17 protein-coding genes are annotated in these 16624 nt (G+C 71.1%); 9 read left to right on the top strand and 8 right to left on the bottom strand.

The window, feature by feature from the left end:
- Positions 1-32 precede the first annotated feature (32 nt).
- Complete coding sequence (sepH, locus tag ACIBH1_RS29280) at positions 33-2495, bottom strand: septation protein SepH (RefSeq protein ID WP_397317170.1); 2463 nt, start codon at positions 2493-2495, stop codon at positions 33-35.
- A 391-nt stretch (positions 2496-2886) separates the two neighbouring features.
- Here sepH and ACIBH1_RS29275 point away from each other — a divergent pair, with 391 nt between their 5' ends.
- The gene (locus tag ACIBH1_RS29275) at positions 2887-3693 is read left to right on the top strand and encodes a hypothetical protein (protein WP_397317169.1); all 807 of its coding nucleotides are present in this window, start codon (positions 2887-2889) and stop codon (positions 3691-3693) included.
- Here the strand turns inward: ACIBH1_RS29275 and ACIBH1_RS29270 are convergent.
- Both ACIBH1_RS29270 and ACIBH1_RS29265 read right to left on the bottom strand, forming a co-directional pair.
- Positions 3669-4946: a D-arabinono-1,4-lactone oxidase gene (locus ACIBH1_RS29270; protein ID WP_397317167.1), complete on the bottom strand. Its 1278-nt coding sequence runs from the start codon at positions 4944-4946 to the stop codon at positions 3669-3671. The genes ACIBH1_RS29275 and ACIBH1_RS29270 overlap by 25 nt on opposite strands.
- Positions 4947-4992: 46 nt before the next feature.
- The gene (locus ACIBH1_RS29265) at positions 4993-5706 is read right to left on the bottom strand and encodes a polysaccharide deacetylase family protein (RefSeq protein WP_397317166.1); all 714 of its coding nucleotides are present in this window, start codon (positions 5704-5706) and stop codon (positions 4993-4995) included.
- 123 nt (positions 5707-5829) lie between these two features.
- On the opposite strand from ACIBH1_RS29265, the gene ACIBH1_RS29260 reads away from it, so the two are divergent.
- Positions 5830-6969: a lytic transglycosylase domain-containing protein gene (locus ACIBH1_RS29260; RefSeq protein WP_397317165.1), complete on the top strand. Its 1140-nt coding sequence runs from the start codon at positions 5830-5832 to the stop codon at positions 6967-6969.
- On the opposite strand, the gene ACIBH1_RS29255 is transcribed toward ACIBH1_RS29260, so the two are convergent.
- Entirely contained in the window at positions 6929-7876 is a 948-nt protein-coding gene (locus tag ACIBH1_RS29255; RefSeq protein ID WP_397317164.1) for a ferrochelatase, read from the bottom strand. The two genes, ACIBH1_RS29260 and ACIBH1_RS29255, sit on opposite strands and share 41 nt — an antisense overlap.
- A gap of 38 nt (positions 7877-7914) precedes the next feature.
- Here ACIBH1_RS29255 and ACIBH1_RS29250 point away from each other — a divergent pair, with 38 nt between their 5' ends.
- Together ACIBH1_RS29250 and ACIBH1_RS29245 are read left to right on the top strand one after the other, a co-directional pair.
- Complete coding sequence (locus ACIBH1_RS29250; RefSeq protein WP_397317163.1) at positions 7915-9891, top strand: S9 family peptidase; 1977 nt, start codon at positions 7915-7917, stop codon at positions 9889-9891.
- Entirely contained in the window at positions 9888-10661 is a 774-nt protein-coding gene (locus ACIBH1_RS29245; RefSeq protein WP_397317162.1) for an inositol monophosphatase family protein, read from the top strand. The genes ACIBH1_RS29250 and ACIBH1_RS29245 overlap by 4 nt, the downstream gene beginning before the upstream one ends.
- Positions 10662-10728: 67 nt before the next feature.
- Here ACIBH1_RS29245 and ACIBH1_RS29240 read toward each other — a convergent pair whose 3' ends face one another.
- Positions 10729-10899 (bottom strand): hypothetical protein, encoded by a 171-nt coding sequence (locus ACIBH1_RS29240; protein WP_397317161.1) that lies wholly within the window; start codon positions 10897-10899, stop codon positions 10729-10731.
- Positions 10900-11068: 169 nt separating this feature from the next.
- Between ACIBH1_RS29240 and ACIBH1_RS29235 the strand changes: the two genes are divergently transcribed.
- From ACIBH1_RS29235 to ACIBH1_RS29220, 4 genes are all read left to right on the top strand, one after another.
- On the top strand, positions 11069-11722 hold the full coding sequence (locus ACIBH1_RS29235) for a response regulator transcription factor (RefSeq protein ID WP_181613176.1): 654 nt from the start codon (positions 11069-11071) through the stop codon (positions 11720-11722).
- Between the two features lie 38 nt (positions 11723-11760).
- Positions 11761-13041 carry a sensor histidine kinase gene (locus ACIBH1_RS29230; RefSeq protein WP_397317160.1) on the top strand — a complete coding sequence of 427 codons (1281 nt, stop codon included), beginning with the start codon at positions 11761-11763 and terminating at the stop codon, positions 13039-13041.
- A 286-nt stretch (positions 13042-13327) separates the two neighbouring features.
- Positions 13328-13627, top strand: coding sequence for a DUF4193 domain-containing protein (locus ACIBH1_RS29225; protein ID WP_020542847.1), 300 nt, complete (start codon positions 13328-13330; stop codon positions 13625-13627).
- Positions 13628-13687: 60 nt separating this feature from the next.
- Complete coding sequence (locus ACIBH1_RS29220) at positions 13688-14482, top strand: hypothetical protein (RefSeq protein WP_397317159.1); 795 nt, start codon at positions 13688-13690, stop codon at positions 14480-14482.
- Between the two features lie 9 nt (positions 14483-14491).
- Here ACIBH1_RS29220 and ACIBH1_RS29215 read toward each other — a convergent pair whose 3' ends face one another.
- Positions 14492-15301 (bottom strand): hypothetical protein, encoded by an 810-nt coding sequence (locus tag ACIBH1_RS29215; protein WP_397317158.1) that lies wholly within the window; start codon positions 15299-15301, stop codon positions 14492-14494.
- Between the two features lie 55 nt (positions 15302-15356).
- On the opposite strand from ACIBH1_RS29215, the gene ACIBH1_RS29210 reads away from it, so the two are divergent.
- Positions 15357-15824, top strand: a complete 468-nt coding sequence (locus tag ACIBH1_RS29210; RefSeq protein WP_397317157.1) for a GNAT family N-acetyltransferase — start codon at positions 15357-15359, stop codon at positions 15822-15824.
- Here ACIBH1_RS29210 and ACIBH1_RS29205 read toward each other — a convergent pair.
- Positions 15805-16020: a GNAT family N-acetyltransferase gene (locus tag ACIBH1_RS29205; protein ID WP_397317156.1), complete on the bottom strand. Its 216-nt coding sequence runs from the start codon at positions 16018-16020 to the stop codon at positions 15805-15807. The genes ACIBH1_RS29210 and ACIBH1_RS29205 overlap by 20 nt on opposite strands.
- Entirely contained in the window at positions 15954-16451 is a 498-nt protein-coding gene (locus tag ACIBH1_RS29200) for a hypothetical protein (protein ID WP_397317155.1), read from the bottom strand. The genes ACIBH1_RS29205 and ACIBH1_RS29200 overlap by 67 nt, the downstream gene beginning before the upstream one ends.
- Positions 16452-16624: the final 173 nt, after the last annotated feature.

Below are 16624 nucleotides of genomic sequence, written 5' to 3'. Positions count from 1 at the left end.
CGGGGCCCGCCCTCACTGTCGTGTCTGTCGTGTCAGTCCTGGCGGCGGGCGCCGAACATGATCTCGTCCCAGCTCGGCACCGACGCCCGGCGGCCCCTGGCGTTCTTCTTCGGCTGCCTGGCCGCGGGCGCCGGAGGCGGCGAAGCGACCGGCGCCTGCTTGTCGCCGTCGCCCTCCCTGGCCGCTGGTACGGCAGGCGGCTCCTGAGCGGGCTTGGCGGGCTTCGCGGCGGCCGGTGGTTCCGCGGGCTGCTCGGGCGCCTCCGGTTCTGCGGGCTGGGATGCGGCGGCTGCCACGGCGGTCTCCTTGGCCTCTGCGGGTTCGGTGTTCTCCGTTGCCGCGGGGGACTCGGCGACCGGCACTGCGACCGGCTCGGGCTTGGACTCGGTGACGGGCAGGGGAGCGGCGCTCTGGGTGGGCGCCTCGGGCTCGGGCTCGGGCGCCTGGACCGCGGGCGCCTCGACCACGGGGGCCGCCTCAACGACGACCTCGGCGGCAGGAGCGGCCACAGCGGCCCCAGCGGCCACAGCGGGCTCGGCGGCGACCGGGGCCGGCTTGGCGGCCTCGATCGCACGCTCCACCGCGACCTCGGCGACGGCTTCGGCCGCGGGGGCTTCGGCCTTGGGTGCCTCGGCCGGGGTTACCGCGGCTGTGGGTGCCTCGGCCGTGGGCTGCGCGGCCGTGGGCTGCTCGGCCACGAGGGCTTGGGCAGCGGGCTCGGCGGCCTCCACGCGCGGCGCCTCGGTCGTCGCCGGGGCGGGCGCGGCCGTGGCAGCGGGCTCGGTGGAGACGCTCTCGGCGACGACGCGCTCAGTGACGACGGTCTCGGCGGCGGCCGGTGCGGGCTCGGGCACGACGGCCTGGACGACCGGCGTCGTGGCGGGTGCGACCGACTGCGAGACGGGCACTGCGGGAGCCTCGACGGGAGCACGCTCCGCCTCCACGGGCGCGGAGACCGCGACAGGCGCGGCGACCGGCTCCACGGGAGCGGGCGTCGGCTCGGCAGGCTTGGTCACAGCGGCGGGCTCCACCTGAGCGCCAGGCTCGACCTGAGCGGCAGGCTCGACCTGCGCGGTGGGCTGCGCCTGAGCGGTGGGCTGCACCTGCGCGGTGGGCTGCGCCTGAGCGGCGGGCTCCATCCGCTCGACGGGCTCGGCGGGCCTGGCAGCGGCCTCGACTTCGGCGACCCTCACCTCGGCCGGCTCGGCCGCCCTGGGCTCGACCGGCGCGGCAGGGTGCGCCGCGACGGGCTCGGCCGCTCTGGCCTCGGTCGGCTCGGCGGGCCGAGTAGCGGCCTCCTCCGTCGCCCTGGCCTCCACCGGCTCGGCGACCGGCGTCGGCTGCGGGGCGGCAGGGGCGGCAGGGGCGGGGGTGCGGACCGGGACCTGGTCGACCAGTGCCTCCAGCGGCGTCGTCAGCTCGTACACCTCCGGCTCGCTGTCCTTGGCGGCCGGTCGGTCGGTGCGGGCGGGTCCGAAGTCGGGCAGCCACGGCGCAGGCTCGCGCCTGGGCTCGGCGGGCCGGGTGGGCTCGGCGGGCTGGCCGCCGGAGTCGGCGAGCCTCCCGTAGCCGGAGTCCGCGGGACGCGTGTCGGCCGGGTGGCTGTAGCCGGTGTCGCCGGCAAGGCGGGAGAAGCCGCTGTCGGCGGGCCGGCCGTAGCCGATCTCGCCGGGCCGCTCGCCCGTGGGCCTGGCGTACCCGGTTTCGGCGGGCCGCTCGGTCGGGGGCCAGGTGTGGCCGGGCTCAGGTGCTCCCGCGATCGGCCGGGGGTAGCCCACGGCGGGCTCCTCCGGCGGCTCCCGCCGTACGACGGACGGGAACGGCACCGGGTCGCTGTTGAGCGACGGCACCGGCTGCAGTTTGCCGATCCGGGGAGAGAACGGGGTGACGGTGGTGTCTTCGACGGGCGGGTTGGGGTCGAAGTCGGCCTGCGACAGCCGCATCGACTCCTCGTCGTGTGGCGTGACGTGGCGCTTGCGGGGGTCGAACAGCCATTCGGCGTGGCGCGTGTGACCGTTCCAGACGTAGCCGAGCTTGACCCGCCACAGGCCGTCGTCGCGCTTGGCGGAGTCCCAGTCGATCTCCTCGGCGGGCACCCCGCGACGGGTGAGCCGTTCGGCGACGAGTTCGCCGAGGGTGGGGCCTGGGGCGGACTCGCCTGGCAGTCGGACGGCGACGCGCTGCGCCTGCTGGGCGACGTACTCCCTTTCCTGGAGCACTGGACCCTCGAACCAGCGGACCCGCTCGACCGGGATGCCGGCGGTCGCGGCGATCTCCTCGGCGGTCTCTCCGGCTCGTATGCGGGCCTGGATCTCCTTGGGGCGCAACGGACTCTCCACTTCGATCTCGTACTGGCCGAGACGGGAGAAGTTTCCGCGGACGGCAGCACGGAGCCGGTCGTCGACGGGCAGCGTGAAACGGGTACCCCGCCCGGCCGTCGCCAGGACCAGGTAGGTGCCGTCCTCGCTCACCGCGACGAGTCGGAGCTCCTGCATGCGAGTCCTTTCGTCAGCGTCTTGCTCAATCTTCCCCCGGACCCTTGAGTCTCTCGCGGTTGCCGGTTGCCTGCCAGCACCGTACCCGGCATGTCCGAACATCGCCTTCCTGGGATAGCTCCCAGGGGATGTGACGCCGGTCACATTTATCCATTCCATCCGGATTCAGGCCTCGGCGCCGTGCGGCAGGACGTTAGGGGTCCTCGTCGGATTCTGACGAATCGAATCCCCGGTCGCGGGGGACTTCGGGCAAGAGGTGACGGGGTTGTGTGTCAGTGGGCGGGGCACGAGCCGAGAATCTGCCTGTCACGCAGGTCACAGGAACAACAGGACACGCGGTCGCGTCTATTCACGAGGAAGGTCTTTACCTGAGGAAGGGACTGATTCGGGGATGGGCGGCGAGCAGCCCAAGTTCGAGCTGAGCGTGCCGCAGATCGCAGGGGGTGCACTGGCGGCGGTGACCGCGGCGGTGGCCGCTTCGTACCTGGGCGTGGCAGGGACGTTCATCGGGGCGGCGGTGGCCAGTGTCGCCAGCACGATCGGCGGAGCCGTCTACACCCACTACCTGAAACGCACGGGCCAGAAGGTCAAGGAGCACACGGTGGTCGCCTGGCGGCGGCGCGAGGACGAGCCGCCCGTGCGCGAGGAGGGCCAGGGCGAGCTGGCCACCGCGGTGCACGCGACGGTGCGCGAGCCGGAGGCGGCCGACGCGAGCGGCAACCCGGGCGGCGACACGCTCGTGATGGCGCCGGTGACCGCGCGCAGGCCGCTGCCGTGGCTGAAGCTCGGCTTCGCCGCCGCGCTGATCTTCGCGATCAGCGTCGTGGGCATCCTGGCCATCCAGGCTGCCGCGGGCCGTACCGTCCCCGAGATCGTGAAGAACCAGAACCCCGGGCCCGCCCAGGAGCACAAGGCGCCCGTGCACGAGGAGCGCAGCGAGAAGCCGTCGGAGCGTCCCTCGACGGACGTGGAGCCGTCGCGCTCGCCCACGCCCGCACAGACGCCCGACGAGAGCGCCACGGACGACCCCGAACCCGAGCCGAGCCGTACGGCGCAGCCCACGCCGTCGGCCACTTCCACGGGTCAGATCCCGGGCACGGAGCCGACGCCGGACCCGGTGGAGGAGTCGGGCGAGACGGACGAGACCCCCGCGCCCGACCCGCAGGACCAGGCTCAGCCGAGCACGGAGTCGAGGTAGGGGTTGGTGAACAGGCGCCGCGGGTCGAGGCGGTCGCGCAGGGCGACGAAGTCGCCGAACCGGGGGTAGGCCTTGGCCAGGTAGGAGGCGTCGCGGGTGTGCAGTTTGCCCCAGTGCGGCCGCCCGCCGAGCCTGGTCATGATCTCCTCGACGCCCTCGAAGTAGGCGGGGTTCGGGGTCGGCCGGTAGATGTGGCAGGCGATGTAGGCCGACGGCCTGCCGTACGCCGTCGAGAGCCACGCGTCGCTGGGGGGCGTCACCCGCACCTCCACCGGGAAGGTGATCTTCCACCCCGTGCGGTCGATCAGGTCGCGGGTCTCGCGCAGCGCCTGGGCCAGGTGCTCGCGGGGGACGGCGTACTCCATCTCCAGGAAGCGCACGTCGCGCACCGAGTTGAAGATCTTGTACGAGGTGTTGACCGACGAGGAGTCGCCCAGGGCCTTGGCGCTGACGGCGTTGATACCGGGGATGAGCCCGGGGAACCTGGCGCCCAGCGCGCAGGCGGCGCCGAACAGCTTGTTCTCCAGGAAGACGTTGTCGAGCCAGTACTTGAACGCGCTGGGCGGGCTGGCCGGTCCCGGGTGCCGGTTGTTGGTCTTGACCAGGCACGCGTCGGTGTGCGGCAGCCAGAAGAAGTCGAGGTGCTCGTTGGCGGCGGTGAGGGAGTCGAGCGAGCCGAGGATGTCGGTCAGCGACATCACCCGCCGCACGTTCTCCAGCAGGAAGGCGGGCTCGACGCGGAAGGTGATCGAGGTCAGCACGCCGAGGGCGCCCAGGCCGACGCGGGCGGCGTCGAACAGGTCGTCGCCGGGCTTGACGGTGGTCACGGTGCCGTCGGCGAGCACCAGTTCCAGTTCCAGCACCTGGTCGGCCAGGCCGCCGGTGTCGCGTCCGGTGCCGTGGGTGCCGGTCTGGATGGCGCCGGCGAGGGTCTGCGCGGTGATGTCGCCCATGTTGGCCAGGGCCAGGCCGCGCCGGTCGAGTTCCTCGTTGAGGCGCCACAGCGGGGTGCCGGCCGCGACGGTGACGCGGTCGTCGTCCGCCGACAGGATGCCGCTGAGCGCGCCCGGGCGCAGCAGGATTCCGTCGGTGAGGGCCACTCCCGTGAAGGAGTGGCCCGTTCCGACCATGCGGACGCGACGGCCCTCACGGGCCGCGTCCTGGACGGCGCGCACGACGTCGTCGACGGAGGACGGCGTGCGGACTTCGGCGGGGGCGCCCGACTGGTTACCGGCCCAGTTGACGAAAACCATGGTGAGCACCCCTCCGGAGCATTGGTCCACTAAATGTGAACGATACTCATCTCTCCCAGCCGTCGGGAAGCGGGAAGGTGTCTCCCGGCTGGATGTCGTACTGCTTGATGACCTCGGAGACCGTCACCAGCGTGTAGCCGCGCTTCTTGAGCAACGTGATGATCTTGGGCATCACGTCGACCGTCTGCTTCACCCAGTCGTGCATCAGGATGATGCCGTTGGCCTCGGCCACCTCGAGGACCTGGGCCTTGATGGCCTCCTCGTTCTTGCTCGACCAGTCCTTGGAGCCGGCGGTCCACAGGATCTGCGGCATGCCGAACTCGCCGGCGATCTCGGAGCTGGTGATGCTGGTCAGACCGTACGGCGGGCGCAGCAGCTTGGGCTCGACACCGGTCGCCGCCTTGATGACGTCCTGGGTCTTCTGGATCTCGGATCGAATGGCCCACGATTCGAGTTCCGTGAAGTTGGGATGCTTGTAGCTGTGGTTGCCGAGCTCGTGGCCCTCATCGGCCATGCGCTTGGCGAAGGCGGGACGCGACTTCACGTACTGGCCCTCGAGGAAGAAGGTCGCCTTGACCTTCTCCTTCTTCAGGGTGTCCAGCAGCTGACCGGCGTACTTGCTCGGCCCGTCGTCGAAGGTCAGCGCGATGCACTTGACCTGGGTGCAGTCGACCTCTTCCTTCGCCGTAGCGGAGGCAGGAGTGGCCAGTGAGACGGCAACAGCTGCGATCGCTAGAAGTGAAGTGATTTGTCGGGACATAAGAAAACTTTCCGGTGTGACGGATGTTGCGAGGGTTCACAAGAACCTAGCGGATCGTTCCGGAGGTCTTAAGGTTCGCCCGGAAAGTCCCAGGAAATCGAAACCTTGTATTAGGCTCGCCCGGTGTCCGCTCCGTCACCGCTGCGCCCGATCGTCCTGGTCCTGGCCGCGGCGATCGTGCTGACCGGCTTCGGAGCCGCCCTCGGCCTGCGGGAACTGGGCCTGCCCTGGCAGGAGCCCGAGCCCGCCCCCGCGGCGGCGCGTGCCGTACCCGACCGGCTGGACCGGCTGGTGCCCGACGCCCAGTCGGTCAGGGAACCCGTCAAGGAGTTCGGCCGCGGCGGCCCCGGCATCACCCCGACCCCTCCGCGCGTGCTGGCCATCGCCTCCGCCGCCGTTCCCTCCGGCGTGCGCCACCGGCTCGCGGCGGTCAAGGGCGTGCAGAAGGTCATGGCGGCCGACGCCGGGATGATCACGATCTCGGGGGCCGGGCTCAACCTGCTCGCCGTGGACCCCGCGGCCTTCCGCTCCTGGACCCCGCAGGCCGTCGCCGACGAGCCCGCGGTGTGGAGCGCCCTCATGCGCGGCGAACTGGTCGCCGACAGCTCGGCCACCCGCCGCTACGGGCTCATCCCCGGCGCGGCCTACCAGGTCGACGGCGGCCCGAGGCTGCGCGTGGCCGCCGGAGCGCCGCTCGGGCTCAAGGGCATCGACGGCGTCGTCAGCACCGAGGCCGGCCGGGCGATGGGCCTGGCCGACGACGTGGTCGTGCTGCTGCACGGCAAGGAGGGCCGCATCGACGCCGCGGACGTGAGCAAGGTCCTGGGCGGCACCGCCCAGGTCGTCCCGCTGGGCGCCGCGCAGCCGCGGGCCAAGCAGGTCGACGTGGGCAGGCCCGGCAGCTACCTGGATCTCTACCAGGCCGCCGCCACCCACTGCCCCGGCCTGTCGTGGACGGTCCTGGCCGCCATCGGCCAGGTGGAGAGCTCGCACGGCCGCAACAACGGCCCGTCGAGCGCGGGCGCGCTCGGCCCGATGCAGTTCATGCCGCGCACCTGGGCCCACTACGGCGTCGACGGCGACGGCGACGGCGAGAAGGACATCTGGAGCCCCTACGACGCCGTTCCCGGCGCGGCCAACTACCTGTGCAAGTCGGGCGCGCCGGGCAACCTGCGCAAGGCGATCTACGCCTACAACCACTCCTGGTCGTACGTGGACAAGGTCATGAGCCTTGCGGCCGCGTACGCCCGGGACTACGCGTGAGCGGCAGGCAGCAGCCGGGCGCGCAGGCGACCGGCTGGGGCTCCTCCATCAGCTCGCGAACCATCGCCACGAACCTCGGGTGCGTGCCGACCGTCGCCGCCCGCTCCATGGGCAGGTTCAGCTCGTCGGCGAGCTGCCTGGCCTCGGTGTCGAGGTCGTAGACGACCTCCATGTGGTCGGAGACGAACCCGATCGGCGCCAGCACGACCGGCTCGTCGAGGGTGCGCAGGTGGTCGAGCACGTCGGGCTCCAGCCACGGCACCTCGGGCGGCCCGCTGCGCGACTGCCAGACCAGGTCCCACTCCTCGGTGCGGCCCAGCGCCCGGCTGACCAGCGCGGCGGAGCGGCGCAGCTGCTCCTCGTAGCGGCTGACGGCGGCCATCGAGGTGGGGATGCTGTGGGCGGTGAACACCAGCCGCGCCGGCCGGCCGATCTTCTCCAGCGCCACCCGCACCCGGTCGGCCATCGCCTCCACGAAGCCGGGGTGGTCGCCGAAGTGGCGCATCTTGATCAGCTCGGGCCCACCCTCGATCGAGATGCGGGCGATGTCCTCGTAGTACTGGCGGCAGGAGGAGTAACCGGCGAAGGCCGAGGTGGCGAAGACCGCCGCCCTGGCGACCCCGTCGTCCTTCATGCGCAGGACGGTCTCCTCGCCGAAGGGATGCCAGTTGCGGTTGCCCCAGTAGACCGGCACGTCGAGCTCGTCGCGCAACGCCGACACCAGGGCCCGGTTCTGCTCGTTGATCGGGCTGACCCCGCCGAACGACTGGTAGTGCTCGGCCACCTCCAGCAGCCGCTCGCGCGGCACGTTGCGCCCGCGCACGACGTTCTCCAGGAACGGCACGACGTCGTCCGGCCCCTCCGGCCCCCCGAACGACAGAACCAGCAGCGCGTCATAATTACCCACGGCGACAACCCTATGTGCTGGCCGGTAAGTTCGATCGGGTGAGCGCATTCAAGGACATTCGTGAATATGTGGCCATCCCACGCCTGGCATCGCTGCGGCTCTCGCCCGACGGCTCGCGGCTGATCGCCGTCGTCCAGTCCCTCAACCCCGACACCAAGTCGTACGGCACCGCCCTGTGGGAGATCCCCGCCGACGGCGACCGTCCGCACCGCCTCACCCGCTCCGCCAAGGGCGAGGCGAGCGCCGCCTTCACCGACGCCGGCGACGTGCTGTTCACCTCCCGCCGCCCCGACCCCACGGTCAAGGACTCCAGCGACGAGGCGCCCGCGCTCTGGCAGCTGCCCGGCCACGGCGGCGAGGCCCGCCAGGTCGCCGACCGCCCCGGCGGCATCGGAGCCTTCCGTACGGCGGGCGAGACGGTCGTCTTCTCCTCCGACGTCCTCGGCGACGAGGAGTCCACCGAGGAGGAGCGCCGCAAGGCGCGCAAGGACGCCGGCATCAGCGCGATCCTCCACGAGGGCTACCCGGTCCGCTACTGGGACCACGACCTGGGCCCGGCGCGCACCCGCCTGTTCGCCGGCAAGCTCGGCGAGGACCGCCTCGACGACGTGCGCGAGCTGACCCCCGACGCCGGCGACGCGCTCCACGAGTCGTCCTTCGACCTGTCGCCCGACGGCTCCACCGTGGTCACCACCTGGCGCGAGTTCCTGCCGCGCGGCGAGAACCGCGTGCACCTGGTCGCCATCGACGTGGCCTCAGGCGAGCGCCGGGTCCTGGTGCGCGAGGAGGGCTTCGACTACTTCGCCCCCGCGATCTCGCCCGACGGCACCAAGGTCGCCGCCATCCGCGACCGCGAGACCTCCACCGAGATCTCGGCCCGCATGGAGCTGTGGATCGGCGACCTGGCCACCGGCGAGGGCCGCACCTACGCCTCCGACCTGTTCCCGCACGACGTCGAGTGGGCGCCCGACTCCTCGGCCGTCTACATCGCCGCCGACCTCCAGGGCCGCCGCCCGATCTTCCGCGTGCCGGTCGGCTCGGACGACGTCTCGCGCGTGACGGATGAGGGCGCGTTCCTGCACCTCAGCGCCTCCGCCGACGGCTCGGCCCTGTACGCGCTGCGCAGCGGCTACGACATGCCCGCCACCCCGGTCCGCGTCGACCCGGCGACCGGCGAGGTCACCGAGCTCGGCTCGCCCGCGCCCAGGCTGGAGCTGCCCGGCACGCTCACCGAGATCAGCGCCACCGCCGACGACGGCCAGGAGATCAGGGGCTGGCTGGTGCTGCCCGAGGGCGCCTCCGCCGACAACCCCGCGCCGTTCCTGCTGTGGATCCACGGCGGGCCGATCGGCTCCTGGAACGACTGGTCCTGGCGCTGGAACCCGTGGATCATGGCCTCCCAGGGCTACGCCGTCCTGCTGCCCGACCCGTGCATGTCCACCGGGTACGGCCAGCACCACATCGACCGCGGATGGGCCGACTGGGGACCCCGCACCCTGGCCGACCTCGACTCCATCGTCGACGTCGCCCTGGCGCGCGACGACATCGACGACGAGCGCATCGCCGCGATGGGCGGCTCCTTCGGCGGCTACATGGCCAACTGGGTGGCCGGGCACACCGACCGCTACAAGGCCATCGTCACCCACGCCTCGTTGTGGAACCTCGACCAGTTCGCCGGCACCACCGACGCCTCCATGTACTGGCAGCGGGAGTTCGGCACGCCCGGCTCGGAGCTGTACGAGAAGCTGTCGCCGCACCACGCGCTCGACAAGATCGTCACCCCGATGCTCGTCATCCACGGCGACAAGGACTACCGGGTGCCGATCGGGGAAGGCCTGCGCCTGTGGTGGGACCTCCAGCGGACCGGCGTGGAGTCCAAGTTCCTGTACTTCCCCGACGAGAACCACTGGATCCTCAAGCCCGGCAACGTCGTGGCCTGGTACGAAACCGTCGGGGCCTTCCTCGCCCACCACGTGCTCGGCCAGGAATGGAAGCGACCCGAGAGCGTGGCATGAACTACCTCGAACTGGCGGAGGAGATAGCGCGCGAGGCGGGCGAGATGCTGCTCGCCAAGCGCGCCGGCCGCCCCGTCGTGGCCGACACCAAGTCCAGCCCCACCGACGTGGTGACCGAGCTGGATCGGGCCTCCGAGGAGCTGATCCGCTCCCGCGTCCCCGCCGGGCACGCCGTGCTCGGCGAGGAGGAGGGCGCCACCGGCTCCGGCTCGGTGCGCTGGATCGTCGACCCCATCGACGGGACGGTCAACTTCCTGTACGGCCTGCCGGACTGGGCGGTCTCCATCGCCGTGGAGGTCGACGGGCAGATCGTGGCGGGAGTGGTCAACAACGTGCCGCGCGGCGAGGTGTTCACCGCCTCGCTGGGCGGGGGAGCGTGGCTCGGCGGTGAGCGGCTGCGCTGCACCACCGGCGTGCCGCTGGAGCAGGCCCTGGTGGCGACCGGCTTCGGCTACTCCGCCGCCCGCCGTGCCGTACAGGCCGAGGTCGTCGCCCACGTGCTGCCGCGCGTGCGCGACATCCGGCGGGGCGGCTCGTGCGCCGTGGACCTGTGCTCGGTCGCCGCGGGCCGCGTCGACGCCTACTACGAGCGCGGCACCAACGCGTGGGACCACGCCGCGGGCGGGCTCATCGCCCGCGAGGCCGGCGCCCTCGTGGGCGGCATGCACGGCAGGCCCGTCGGGCCCGAGATGGCGATCTGCGCCGCTCCCGGGCTGTTCGAGGCCCTGCACGACCTGATCGCGCCGCTGGACCCGGAACGGGACTCCTGACGCCCTCAGTACGACGAGAACGCCCGCAGGACGTCGTCCCGCGGGCGTTCTGGTCGTCTATGGGTGGTCAGCAGCTGCGCGGCAAGGGGATGCCGTGATCGTCGGCCAGGCGGCGAAGGTCTTCGATCTCGGCGGTGAGCGTCTCGGCGAGGTAGTCGTCACCGGCTGACCTCGCTTCGGTGAGACCTTTGTAGGCCTGGTCGAGACGGTGTTCGATCGTGCTCGTGAACTCGCCCATCTCACCTTCTCTCGGGGGGTTCTGGCATGTTCGGTTGGGTGTACCCCCACCGGGCGACAGCTGAAACCTCGAAGTGAGTGTGCCGTGCGTCACCGCGCGGCCGTACATGCCTTACCGTGCGCTTATCGGCGTTGCGTCCACAATGATGTGTCAACTTGAGGAGTGAACCGTGCGGGTGCTGGTGGTCGAGGACGAGCGAGTGCTCGCCGACGCGATCGCGACCGGGCTGCGGCGTGAGGCGATGGCGGTCGACGTCGCCTACGACGGCGGCTCGGCACTGGAGAAGACCTCCTACATCGACTACGACGTCATCGTGCTCGACCGCGACCTGCCGGTCGTGCACGGCGACGAGGTCGCGCGCAGGCTGGTCGAGCAGCGCTCGGCCACGCGCATCCTGATGCTGACCGCCGCGGGGGACGTCGACGACAAGGTCGAGGGACTCGGCCTCGGGGCCGACGACTACCTGGCCAAGCCCTTCGTCTTCATCGAGCTCGTCGCCCGCGTGCGGGCGCTCGGACGCCGCTCGGCCCCGGCGCTGCCGCCGGTCCTGGAGCGCGGCGGCATCCGCCTCGACCCGGGCAAGCGGCTCGTCGAGCGCGACGGCAAGGAGATCGTCCTCACCAAGAAGGAGTTCGCGGTGCTGGAGGAGCTCATGCGCGCGGAGGGCGCTGTGGTCAGCCAGGAGGACCTGCTGGACAAGGCATGGGACGAGAACATCGACCCGTTCACCAACGTCGTGCGCGTCACCATGATGACGCTGCGCAAGAAGCTGGGTGAGCCGCAGGTGATCGAGACGGTTCCGGGGGTTGGGTACAAATTGTGACCGAACGGCCAGAACGTCGGGCGGAGCCGACGCATCCGATGATCAGCCCGCACACGGGGCGGGCGGAGGAACTGACGATCGGCGGGCGCACCCAGCCCCCGCCCCCAAGCGGCCCCCCGGCCTGGGACGGGCCACCACCGCTGTTCGCCGACCAGAAGGCGCCCGGCGGCCGCATGCGCGAGTTGCGCGAGGTCGGCCTGAGCATCCGGTGGAAGCTCACGCTCACCTACGGCGCGGTCTTCTTCGCGGCCGGGGCGCTGTTGCTCGTGGTGATGTACTTCATCGTCCGGGCCGTGCTCTACACCGGCTTCGACTATCGGCTCAAGCTGCCCGACTGGGCCGCTGCCCTCAAGGCGGACCTCGACGGCCAGGTCCTGCTTCTGCGCACCGCGGAGATCAACGAGGTGCTCGACACTCTCGTCAGGCAGTCGATCCTGGTGCTGCTCGGCGTCGGCATCCTCGCGCTCGTCATGGGCTACCTGGTGGCCGACAGGGCGCTCAAGCCGGTCGCCCAGATGACCTCCACCGCCCGCAAGCTCTCGGAAAGCAACCTCGCCCACCAGCGCATCGACCTCAAAGGCCCCCCCGACGAGCTCAAAGAACTCGCCGACACCTTCGACGCCATGCTCACCCGCCTCAACCTGGCCTTCGACTCCCAGCGCCGTTTCGTCGCCAACGCCTCTCACGAGCTCCGTACGCCCCTCACGATCAACAGGACGGTCCTGGAGATCGCCCTGGGCGATCCCGAGGCCTCAGAGGATCTCAAGGCGCTGGGCCGTACGCTCCTGGAGGTCAACGCCCGCAACGAGAAGCTCATCGAGGGCCTGCTCCTGCTCGCCCGTAGCGAACGCGAGCTGGCCGTACGCAAGCCCGTCGACATCCAGGACGTCGCCCACACAGCCGTCGAGCAGCTGGCGCCGTTCGCCGGCGAGCACGGTGTGACAGTCATCACGGACCTCCACAACGCCGGCACGCAGGGCGATCCGGTGCTTCTGGAGCGTTCGGTGAGCAACCTGCTGGAGAACGCGGTCAAGTACAACCTGCCCTCCGACGGAAAAGTCTGGATCAGAACGGGAATGTCGGACGGTGCCTTGGTTGTTCAGGTGGCCAACACGGGGCAACATGTCCCGGCGTACGAGGTCAACAGCCTTTTCGAGCCGTTCAGGAGGCTCCACGCCGACCGCGTGGACTCAGCCAAGGGAGCGGGTCTGGGGCTGTCGATCGTGCGAGCGGTCGTGCAGGCACACGGTGGCAACGTGACCGCCGCGCCACGTGATGGCGGCGGGCTCGTCGTCACCATTCGACTCCCGGGTCGTTAGATCCGGCGTGTTGATCTGGCGCGGAAGTCTCAAGGACGCCGCACATGTGGTTGGATGTGCCGTCGAACACGGTGGTGCATGACGCCAAAGCTGTGGTTTTGGCCATATTTGGCTTACCCACGCTTCCGGCAGAAGGCACTGGCGTGTAGGGAGGTTCGGCGACCGCTCCCAAAGGGTACCGATTGCCAAAATCTCCCCGACGGAACGGGCACAAGATGGGCCTCTCGGACGTTACACGACGCGCAAAAGGCGCACGCACAGATATGAGGGGGATGGAGTAAGCACAATGGCGACCGATTACGACAGCCCGCGCAAGACCGACGACGACCTGGGGGAGGACAGCCTTCAGGAGCTCCAGGCGCGGCGCACCGACAAGTCCTCCGGCAGCATCGACATCGATGAGACGGACCTCGCCGAGTCGCTCGAGCTGCCCGGCGCGGACCTGTCCAACGAGGAGCTCTCGCTCCGTGTCATCCCGCGCCAGGCCGACGAGTTCACCTGTTCTCGTTGCTTCCTGGTGCACCACCGCAGCCAGCTGGCCAGTGAGAAGAACGGCCAGCAGGTTTGCCGGGAGTGCGCCGCCTGACGATGGAAGGGCGACGCTCGGGGTAGCAAGCGACCGTCGCATGAACGGAGGCTTCGCGTCGTGTCCACGGAGAAAGACAAGCAACCAGGTAAGGAGATCGCCGACCCCGGTGACGAGGTCGGCGAACTCGTAGGCAGGCTCACCGGCGAGGAGGAGCTGGAGCCGGCCGAGCGTCGCAGACTGCTCGGCCGTCTGGCCCGGGCCGTCTCCGACGGCGCCAGGAAGGCCAAGTCGACGGGAGTGGGCCGCGGCCGCTGGCTTGCCGACCTCTTTCTCAACATCGCACCACGCATCCCCATCAGGGATCTCCAGACGCTCTCCGAGCACCACCACGGCCTCACCGGCGAAGCACTAGCCGACGATCTCGTCCGCACCGCGCAGAAGGCGACGATGACGGTCGGCGCGGTCGGTGGCGCCCTGGCGGCAGCGGAGTTCGCCGCCCCACCCCTCCTCCTGTCCGCCCCCGCCCAGCTGGTCGCCGAGACCATCGTCGTGGCGGCCATCGAGGTCAAGCTGCTGGCCGAACTGCACGAGGTGTACGGCGTGCGCATCGACGGCAGCGGCGCCCAGCGTGCCTTCGCCTTCTCGTCGGCCTGGGCCAGACAGCGCGGCATCGACCCCCTCGCCCCGGCGTCCGTCACCCTCGCCCTGGGTGCGGCCACCAAGGCGGCGCTGCGCAAACGCCTCATGCGCACCCTGGGACGACACCTGACCACGCTCGGCCCGTTCCTCACCGGAGCCGTGGCGGGAGGGGCCCTGAACCGCGCGGCCACCAAGAAACTAGGCGAGACCATCCGCAACGACCTGCGGGGCAAGCTCCCGCCCGCGCCCCGGCGCGACCAGATCACCTCCTGACCGCGCCCGCTAGGCGGGTGCCGGGAACCCGTCCTCCACCGCCGCCGGGCGGCTCGCCGCCCACATGCGGTCGAACTCACCGCTGAAGTGGCGGAACCACCGCGGATCCTTCTGCGCGCTCAGCGTGAAGACCGGGTCGGGGCCGCCCGAGCTGTGCGTGCCCAGCTCGACGTGCAGCACCCCGTCGGCGCCTTCCGGATCGATCAGCACGACGCCGAAGGCGGGCACGAACCTCATCAGCCGCACCTCCAGCGACCCGGTGGCGCCGGGAACGGTCGCAAGGTGCCGCAGCATGTCCATCGTCCCGCGCACGCGGTGCCCGAACACCTCGGGATGATCGGGGATCGTGCTGCGCTTGGCCGCCTGGTCCAGCACCTCCGGCGCCGAGTCGATGAGCAGGACCCTGACCGACGCTCCGCGCATCAGCCTGCTCTCCAGCTGGCCGACGAGGTTGCGGACCGTACGGCTCAGCGTCACGCCCGACAGGCGGATGTCGTGCGCGTGCGCGACCTGCGCCTCCAGATCGGCCCGCGTGGTCGTCAGGAACGCCTCGGCCGACACGTTCCCGGAGATCTTCTCCTGGACGAGCCGGTTGAGCTGGGAGACCTGCTCCTTGAGCTCGTCGGCCTGCTGGCGGGGCCCGAGCGCGGAGACGGCCAGCAACGCCAGCGTGGCGAGCGTGGCGGCGCTCACCACCGCGCCGTCGACGGCACCGGCGACGCCCAGCACGCCCACACCCAGCGCGATGGCGACGGTGACGTAGATCTCAAGGTTGCGCCCGGTGGCGAGGTCGGAGCGTAAACGATCAAAGGTTCTCACGCCCTCATCATGGGCCACGCCGGGCCGGCCCGCCCGCTCTCCTAAGCTGTCACGGATGGAGATCCGCCCCCGCACCCCAGAAGACCTCCCGGCCTGCGTCGAAGCCCTCGCCGGTGTCCAGGCCGCCGACCGCTACCCCGTCGACTGGCCGGCCGACCCGGGGGCCTGGCTGACCCCGGACGACATCGCCGGCGCCTGGATCGCGGTCGACTCCGGCGCCGTCGCCGGCCACGTGATCCTCACCCGCGCCATGGAAGTCAGCCGCCTGTTCGTCACCCCGTCCGCCCGCGGGCGCGGCCTGGCGGCCACGCTCCTCGACACCGTGCGCGCCGCCGCCGCCGGCCCCCTCACCCTGCGGGTCTCCTCGGAGGGCGCCGCCGCGATGCGGTTCTACGAACGCTCAGGCTGGCGCCGGGTCGCCACCACCCGCGAGACGTGGCTCAACGCCGCCGGCGAACCCGCCACCCTCCACCACTACGTCAGCCCGTCGCCTGGCCACTACGTCAGCTCGCCCCCGGCCTGACGGCGAACTCGGTGAACCCGCCGCACGCCTCGAACCCCAGCCGCCGGTAGACGGGCTCACCCTGCGCGGACGCCTGGAGCACGACGGTCCGACACCCCAGGTCGTACGCGGTGCGCAGCGCGGCCGAGGTCAGCGCGCCCCCGTGCCCGCGCCGCCGCTCGGCGGCGAGAGTCGCGACGTTGTAGAGCCCGGCCACACCCGCGTGGTGGAAGACCTCCGCTTCGCGGCCACCACGGCCGCGTAGTCGTCGAGCTCGGCCACGGTCGCCACGACGCGGACCTCCAGCCCTGACGCCTGGGCCGGGGCGGTGTCCAAGCGCCGCCACATCCCCACCTCCGCCTCGGCCGCGCCCAGGCCCGCGCGGGAGAGGAGACCGGGCAGTCCCGGCGGTGTGGACGCGGGTCCGACCCACCAGGAGAACGGCCGGCCGGTGCAGACCAGGCGCCGGAGCGTCTCGGCGATGCGGGCGGGGGCGGTGGCAGGGGTGAACCGGGCGCCGGCGACGAGGTTGAAGGTGTCATCGTGAAGACCACTGTCGGCGATCAGCAGATCGGGCGTTTCCGTGACGGCGGCGGCTGGCAGGTGGCGATGCAAGTGGCAGGCGTGCTCGGCGAGGTTGCGCTCCATGCTCGCCAGAAGGGCGGGGCGGGGCACGGGATTCGGCTCGAGAGGTGGAGTTTCGATAGTGGGAGAGTGTCACAGCGCCGTGGATACAGCAGAGCGACGCGGAGATCATTCTGTCGGCTAGCTACTCACTGCCACGTGTCATCAAACCTTGGCCCAAGAACGCCTGGACCAGC

The organism is Nonomuraea sp. NPDC050663, from assembly GCF_044456985.1.
GTDB lineage: Bacteria > Actinomycetota > Actinomycetes > Streptosporangiales > Streptosporangiaceae > Nonomuraea.
Note: the sequence above shows the minus strand (reverse complement) of the source record. Positions and strands in the feature narration are given on the sequence as shown.

Coding starts and splice junctions, on each gene's coding strand:
- ACIBH1_RS29225 (WP_020542847.1), top strand. CDS start 13,328: ATGGCGACCGATTACGACAGCCCGCGCAAGACCGACGACGACCTGGGG.
- ACIBH1_RS29230 (WP_397317160.1), top strand. CDS start 11,761: ATGATCAGCCCGCACACGGGGCGGGCGGAGGAACTGACGATCGGCGGG.
- ACIBH1_RS29270 (WP_397317167.1), bottom strand. CDS start 4,946: ATGGTTTTCGTCAACTGGGCCGGTAACCAGTCGGGCGCCCCCGCCGAA.
- sepH (WP_397317170.1), bottom strand. CDS start 2,495: ATGCAGGAGCTCCGACTCGTCGCGGTGAGCGAGGACGGCACCTACCTG.
- ACIBH1_RS29265 (WP_397317166.1), bottom strand. CDS start 5,706: ATGTCCCGACAAATCACTTCACTTCTAGCGATCGCAGCTGTTGCCGTC.
- ACIBH1_RS29275 (WP_397317169.1), top strand. CDS start 2,887: ATGGGCGGCGAGCAGCCCAAGTTCGAGCTGAGCGTGCCGCAGATCGCA.
- ACIBH1_RS29245 (WP_397317162.1), top strand. CDS start 9,888: ATGAACTACCTCGAACTGGCGGAGGAGATAGCGCGCGAGGCGGGCGAG.
- ACIBH1_RS29200 (WP_397317155.1), bottom strand. CDS start 16,451: ATGGAGCGCAACCTCGCCGAGCACGCCTGCCACTTGCATCGCCACCTG.
- ACIBH1_RS29210 (WP_397317157.1), top strand. CDS start 15,357: ATGGAGATCCGCCCCCGCACCCCAGAAGACCTCCCGGCCTGCGTCGAA.
- ACIBH1_RS29240 (WP_397317161.1), bottom strand. CDS start 10,899: ATGGGCGAGTTCACGAGCACGATCGAACACCGTCTCGACCAGGCCTAC.